At 35.8% G+C, this 6,557-nt stretch carries 5 protein-coding genes and 1 pseudogene; all 6 read left to right on the forward strand.

Features of this window, described 5'->3' with window-relative positions; all coding sequences use genetic code 11:
- Window positions 1-22 precede the first annotated feature (22 nt).
- A pseudogene (locus tag B371_RS21110) lies at window positions 23-715 on the forward strand (ABC transporter permease); the annotation flags it as partial.
- Between the two features lie 15 nt (window positions 716-730).
- Window positions 731-1,783 (forward strand): ABC transporter ATP-binding protein, encoded by a 1,053-nt coding sequence (locus B371_RS0102435; protein ID WP_019412729.1) that lies wholly within the window; start codon window positions 731-733, stop codon window positions 1,781-1,783.
- On the forward strand, window positions 1,783-2,703 hold the full coding sequence (locus B371_RS0102440; protein WP_019412730.1) for an ABC transporter ATP-binding protein: 921 nt from the start codon (window positions 1,783-1,785) through the stop codon (window positions 2,701-2,703). The genes B371_RS0102435 and B371_RS0102440 overlap by 1 nt, the downstream gene beginning before the upstream one ends.
- 130 nt (window positions 2,704-2,833) lie before the next feature.
- Window positions 2,834-4,042 carry a putative glycoside hydrolase gene (locus tag B371_RS0102445; RefSeq protein WP_019412731.1) on the forward strand — a complete coding sequence of 403 codons (1,209 nt, stop codon included), beginning with the start codon at window positions 2,834-2,836 and terminating at the stop codon, window positions 4,040-4,042.
- Window positions 4,043-4,653: 611 nt separating this feature from the next.
- Window positions 4,654-5,049, forward strand: coding sequence for a transcriptional regulator SpxA (gene spxA / locus B371_RS0102450; protein WP_166669594.1), 396 nt, complete (start codon window positions 4,654-4,656; stop codon window positions 5,047-5,049).
- Window positions 5,050-5,308: 259 nt separating this feature from the next.
- Window positions 5,309-5,977 carry an adaptor protein MecA gene (mecA, locus tag B371_RS0102455; protein ID WP_019412733.1) on the forward strand — a complete coding sequence of 223 codons (669 nt, stop codon included), beginning with the start codon at window positions 5,309-5,311 and terminating at the stop codon, window positions 5,975-5,977.
- Window positions 5,978-6,557 lie beyond the last annotated feature (580 nt).

A 6,557-nucleotide genomic window follows, 5' to 3' on the forward strand; every position in this document is an offset into this window, starting at 1 on the left:
ATTTTAATGCAACGCTAGTGATGAATTAAAAAATGTCGACACTTATTATTGGATAGGAACTGACGGTTTAGGACGGGATATGTTCTCACGTTTGTGGTCAGGTACTCAAATTTCTTTGTTTATAGCCTTAGCAGCCGCTTTAATTGATATGGTTATTGGTGTTGTTTACGGGGGAGTATCTGCATATTATGGCGGTCGAGTAGACGACATAATGCAACGCATTGTTGAAATTTTGATAGGGATTCCAAACTTAGTCGTTGTTATCTTAATGATTTTGGTAATGGAACCAGGTATTTTGGCCATCATTATCGCAATCACCTTAACCGGTTGGATTGGGATGTCACGTATTGTACGAGGGCAAATTTTAAGATATAAAAATCAAGAGTTTGTATTAGCCGCACGTACGTTAGGTGCAAGTAATAACCGTATTATTGGAAAACATTTACTTCCTAATATTTTAGGGATTATTATTATAAATACAATGTTTACTATTCCAGGCGCTATTTTCTTTGAAGCTTTCCTAAGCTTTATTGGGCTTGGTTTACAAGCACCTGCAGCGTCACTTGGGACTTTAATAAATGATGGATACAAGCTAATAGAATATCAGCCACATATCCTGTTTTTCCCTGCATTTGTCTTGAGCGTATTAATGATTGCGTTTAACTTACTTGGTGATGGACTGCGTGATGCATTTGATCCTAAAATGAAAGACTAAAGGGGGGAAACGACAATGGAAAAAATATTAGAAGTAAAAGATCTTCAGCTATCCTTCCACACATTTGCAGGTGAAGTTCAAGCCATTCGAGGTGTAAACTTTGACTTGCTGAAAGGGGAAACGTTAGCGATTGTTGGTGAATCAGGTTCGGGGAAATCTGTAACAACAAAAGCAATTATGCGCCTTTTACCAGAATCAAGCTCGGAATTTAAAAGTGGAGAAATCTTATTTAACGGAAGAGATTTAACGAAACTATCAGATAGAGAGATGAGAAAGATTCGTGGGAAAGATATTTCAATGATTTTCCAAGACCCGATGACTTCTTTAAATCCAACAATGCCAATAGGAAAACAAATCACTGAACCATTGTTAAAACACCAAGGTGTTGGCAGGTCAGAAGCGAAAAAAATCGCCATTGATCTTCTTCGTATGGTTGGTATGCCTAAACCTGAATTACGTATCAAACAATATCCACATCAATTCTCTGGTGGTCAGCGTCAACGTATTGTAATTGCAATAGCACTAGCGTGTAACCCGAAAATATTGATTGCAGATGAGCCAACAACAGCACTAGATGTAACCATTCAAGCTCAGATACTAGAATTAATGAAAGACTTGCAGAAAAAAATAGATACTTCTATTATCTTTATTACTCACGATCTAGGTGTTGTAGCCAACGTTGCAGATCGTGTTGCAGTAATGTATGGTGGAAGAATAGTTGAAATGGGTACAGTAGATGAAGTATTCTACAACCCACAACATCCTTATACATGGGGACTACTTAGCTCCATGCCGTCACTTGATACTGATTCAAAATTATACGCCATTCCAGGTACTCCACCGGACTTGTTAAATCCTCCAAAAGGAGATGCCTTTGCACTACGTAGTGAATATGCACTTGCAATTGATCTGGAACAAGCACCGCCTGTATTTAAGATAAGTGATACACATTTTGCTTCAACATGGTTATTGCACCCAGACGCACCTCAAGTTGAGCCTCCGGCAACTATTATTGAACGTATGAAAAAGTTCCCGGGAAGTCGTTACTATGAAGGAGAGGCAAAATAATGGCTGAAAAGTTGCTTGAAATAAAAAACTTAAAACAATACTTCAACAAAGGTAAAGCCAATGAAGTTAGAGCAGTTGATGACATTAGTTTCGATATTTATAAAGGTGAAACGCTCGGATTAGTTGGTGAGTCTGGTTGTGGTAAGTCAACAACTGGCCGTTCAATTATCCGACTTTACAATGCAACAGCTGGCGATGTAATTTTTGATGGTATAAATGTACACGGGAAAAAATCAAAATCCGAATTAAAAATATTTAACCGTAAAATGCAGATGATTTTCCAAGATCCTTATGCATCCTTGAATCCAAGGATGAAAGTAATGGATATAATTGCAGAAGGTTTAGATATTCATGCATTAACAAAAACAGCTAAAGAGCGTAAAGATCGTGTACATGAACTTTTAGAGACTGTTGGTCTTAGTAAAGAACATGCAAATCGTTATCCACATGAATTCTCTGGTGGACAACGACAACGTCTTGGAATTGCACGTGCACTTGCAGTGGATCCAGAATTTATTATTGCGGATGAGCCTATTTCTGCACTTGACGTATCTATTCAAGCACAAGTTGTTAACTTATTAAAAGAGTTGCAAGAAGAAAAAGGCTTAACGTACTTGTTCATCGCTCATGATTTATCAATGGTTAAATATATTTCTGACCGTATCGGTGTTATGTTCTTCGGTAAACTGGTAGAACTTGCACCTGCAGAAGAACTATACAAAAATCCATTACACCCATATACACAGTCACTTTTATCGGCAATACCACTTCCAGATCCAAACTATGAGCGTACACGTGTACGTAAATCGTATGACCCTGCTTCTCATAACTATCAAGACGGAGAAGAAATTGCAATGCGTGAAGTGAATCCTGGTCACTTTGTATTTTGTTCTGAACGTGAATTCAAATCGTTAAAATAAATACTAGATAATTTGAAATGAGTCATTCCTTTTACAGGGATGACTCATTTCATTATATTAATTAAATTTTAGTCTATTAAAATATATGTTTACTTGGTAAAATAGATAATATAGAAAGGAAGTAAATCATATGACAATTAAGAATATATTAGGAATAAGTGCTTTAGTGGCAACATTAATCCTACCAGCCACATCTACGCTTGCAAACGAAATTAAGACTGTAGAAGAATTTACGGAACGTACATATGGATTTACTGCTGTTGATGAAGAATTGGTAGCAAGTTCTTCGTTGTTTCTCTTTCAATCAGGATTAACTTTTACATATCCAGATGCCGTTCGAGGTGTCTACGTAACTGGCCATTCGGCTGGTGGTGGACGTTTTAATGACTTAATCAACTTAATGGATAATACTGAATTAAATGCAATGGTTATTGATATAAAAGATGATTTTGGTGATTTAACTTATGTGCCTGAGGATGATTCTCCAATTAAGTCTTTAGATATTGGAAATCCTTATATGAGAGACCCACAAGCAGTATTAAAAGTTCTTGAAGAAAAACAAGTTTATCCTATAGCGCGTATTGTTGTTTTTAAGGATACGCGACTTGCAGAAGCAAAACCTGAATTGTCTTTTGTTGAAGGATCAGGTATTTGGAAAAATGGTCGAGGCGAAGCGTTTGTTAATCCATTTATGCAAGAAGTATGGGACCATAACGTAGCTATCGCTATTGAAGCTGCAAAAATGGGCTTCCAAGAGATTCAATTTGATTACGTCCGATTCCCTGAAGGATTTGAGAATCGTGAAGATAAGTTAAAGTACAGCATGGGTGAATATGAAAATTCCGAATTAGATATGGTACAACGTCGTGTAGAAGCAGTTACAGACTTTGTAGCTTATGCACGTGAACAATTAAAGCCATATGGAGTGAAGGTTTCCGTCGATATCTTCGGTTATGCTGCAACTGTATCTGAAGCCCCTGGTATTGGGCAAAATTTCAGCAAAATATCTGAAAATGTAGATGTCATTTCTTCTATGATTTATCCAAGTCACTGGACACCGTATTTCGGCATAGCGAAACCAGATTTAGAACCTTACCGTTTAGTAAAAGAATATGCAAAAGTAGAAAATGAAGTATTATCGAAACTTCAAAACCCACCTATATCTAGACCATGGATACAAGATTTTACAGCTTCATATTTGGGGGCGGGTAACTACAAAAATTATGGTGGCGCAGAAGTGGAAGCTCAAATCCGTGCTTTAAGTGAAGCTGGAATAAAAGAGTACTTATTGTGGAATGCAGGTAATCGTTATTCAACAGGCGTTAATTACACTCCATAGAATCTATAAAAATATATAGCTGAAAAAGTAAGGAAAAAGATTGAATACATGTTTATGTGATGATCCTCTTCCTATTAAAGACGCTGTAATAATTAAAGTTTATCCCTGCTAAAGCCAAACTACTGCCATCTCTCTATATAGATAGAACTTGCAGTCATATGTAATGTGGAACTAGTGAGACTTGTAATCATTGAAGATGATTGCTTAAAAAACTCATCCTTTTGTAAATAGAAAAATCCTCTTATTTAAATAAAGAGGATTTTTTCCATTTAATGAAACCTTTTATGCTTTTTGTACGTATAATTAGAAGAGAAGATAAAAGCCATTTTCATTCTCATTTTCTAATTGAGAATCTAAAAAGCTTCAATTATTATGTGTTTAAAAATTAGTCGTTCTGGGTATATTTAAACTATAAAGAATAGAAGTTAAAAAATAATACTAATTACCAGTATATTATTACGAAATTGTGACACCCTTTTAAAAAACTTGACTTTTTCTATATATTCTATTTTTAATTTATCAAAAATAATGTATAATTAAAATTGCGAAGCTATATTAAACTCATTCTAAATAAAAGGAATTTTTATATAATGAAAGGAAGTGTTCCTATGATGGTGACATTGTTTACTTCTCCAAGCTGTACATCATGTAGAAAAGCAAAAGTATGGTTAGAAGAACATGATATTCCATATACTGAGCGTAACATCTTTTCGGAGCCACTTAGTATTAGTGAAATCAAAGAAATATTGAGAATGACTGAAGATGGTACAGATGAGATTATTTCAACTCGTTCTAAAATATTTCAAAAATTAAATGTTGATGTTGAAAGTTTACCACTTCAACGGTTATATGAATTAATTCAAGAGCATCCAGGACTTTTACGTCGTCCTATAATTCTAGATGAGAAGCGGTTACAAGTAGGCTATAACGAAGATGAGATTCGTCGTTTTCTACCTCGAAAAGTAAGAGCTTATCAATTGCTTGAAGCTCAACGTATGGTTAACTAAATTGGACTGAAAAAGTTGACTGATTGATTCTTCTTTTCTAAATTGAGAAGAATGATCAGTCATTTTGCATTTTCGCTTTACTTTTTCACCTCTCTATTAAAATACTAAATAATTGTATTTTTTAAGAATGGGAGCATATCCTTTTCATTTTCCGTTGGACCATCATACAATAGAAGCAGACACTGTATCGGTAAGCGGCTTGAATGTGTTGCTGGAAAAAGGGGGATCCCTTTAAAGCGATCGAAGGGAGATGTGTTAAATGGATATCGAACGAATTAATGAAAACACAGTCAAATTTTACATTTCATACATCGACATTGAAAAAAGAGGCTTTAGCCGAGATGAAATTTGGTTTAATCGAGATAAAAGTGAAGAACTCTTTTGGGAAATGATGGATGAAATTAATGATGAATCCGACTTTGAAGTAGAAGGACCATTATGGATTCAAGTTCATGCAATGGATAAGGGACTTGAAGTTACAGTAACTAGGGCACAAATCAATCGTGATGGAACAAAAGTCGACTCCCCATTCGAAATGGATGAAAAGGGTCAATACTTTTCTAATATGTCTGAAAGCTCATCAAACCAACAATCTTTTGATGAGTATAATAGTCCATTTCCGATTTCAACTGAATCTCAAAATGAATTCACATTTTATGTAAATGATTTTGAAGATTTAATTCCATTAGCGAAGCGTATCGAATTACCGTCTTATGTAGCAACCTCTTTATTCGCTTATAAAGAACGTTATTACCTATACGTTAAAGCAGACGCTGAATTGATGAATGCAGAAGAAATTACAAATATGGTCAGTATTCTTTCTGAGTATACATCTGGATCCACTGTAACTGTTCATCGTATGAAAGAATATGGAAAAGAAATTATGACCGATGAAGTATTTGAACAAATTTTAAAATACTTTACTTAAAATTCTCCCTTTACGGGGAGAATTTTTTTTGCAATATAAGAATTTATTTGTTTTTCGAGTTACACCTTTGAACTTGGAGTTGCTATGTCTATCTTCAAGGGTCATCCGCGGGCCCTTTATGGGGCCAAAAAGACGAAACATTCGTCTTTCATCCTTCATGCTCCAACGTGTGGCTAGAAGGTACTTTGCGCTTTTCTATCAAAATAAGAAACCACCATCTACATGTAAAGTGATTCTCAAACAAAAAAGAAGTAATAGTAAAACCCTTCAATTGAAGGGTTTAGTTTAATATTGACTTTTTGTATAGAAGTGTTTTCATACAAAAGTATATAAATTTAGTGAGCCATGAATCCTGTATTCCCGGTATTTTAAGGGGTAAGTTCTAATATGATACCGCTGATTTGCTCCAGGCGGACGCTTTCCACGGGGCGGGCGGCAAGCCTCGTCAGGCCAACAGGATGTTGGTCACGAAGGCGTTGCCACATGATGTGGCGTCCGTAGCCTTTGTTCCATTAATGCTCCACTGCGGGGTCTCACCTGTCCCGCTAATCCCGTTGGAGTCGCCGCCTTCCGCTTCAAT

The organism is Paenisporosarcina sp. TG20 (assembly GCF_000286315.1).
Lineage (GTDB): Bacteria > Bacillota > Bacilli > Bacillales_A > Planococcaceae > Paenisporosarcina.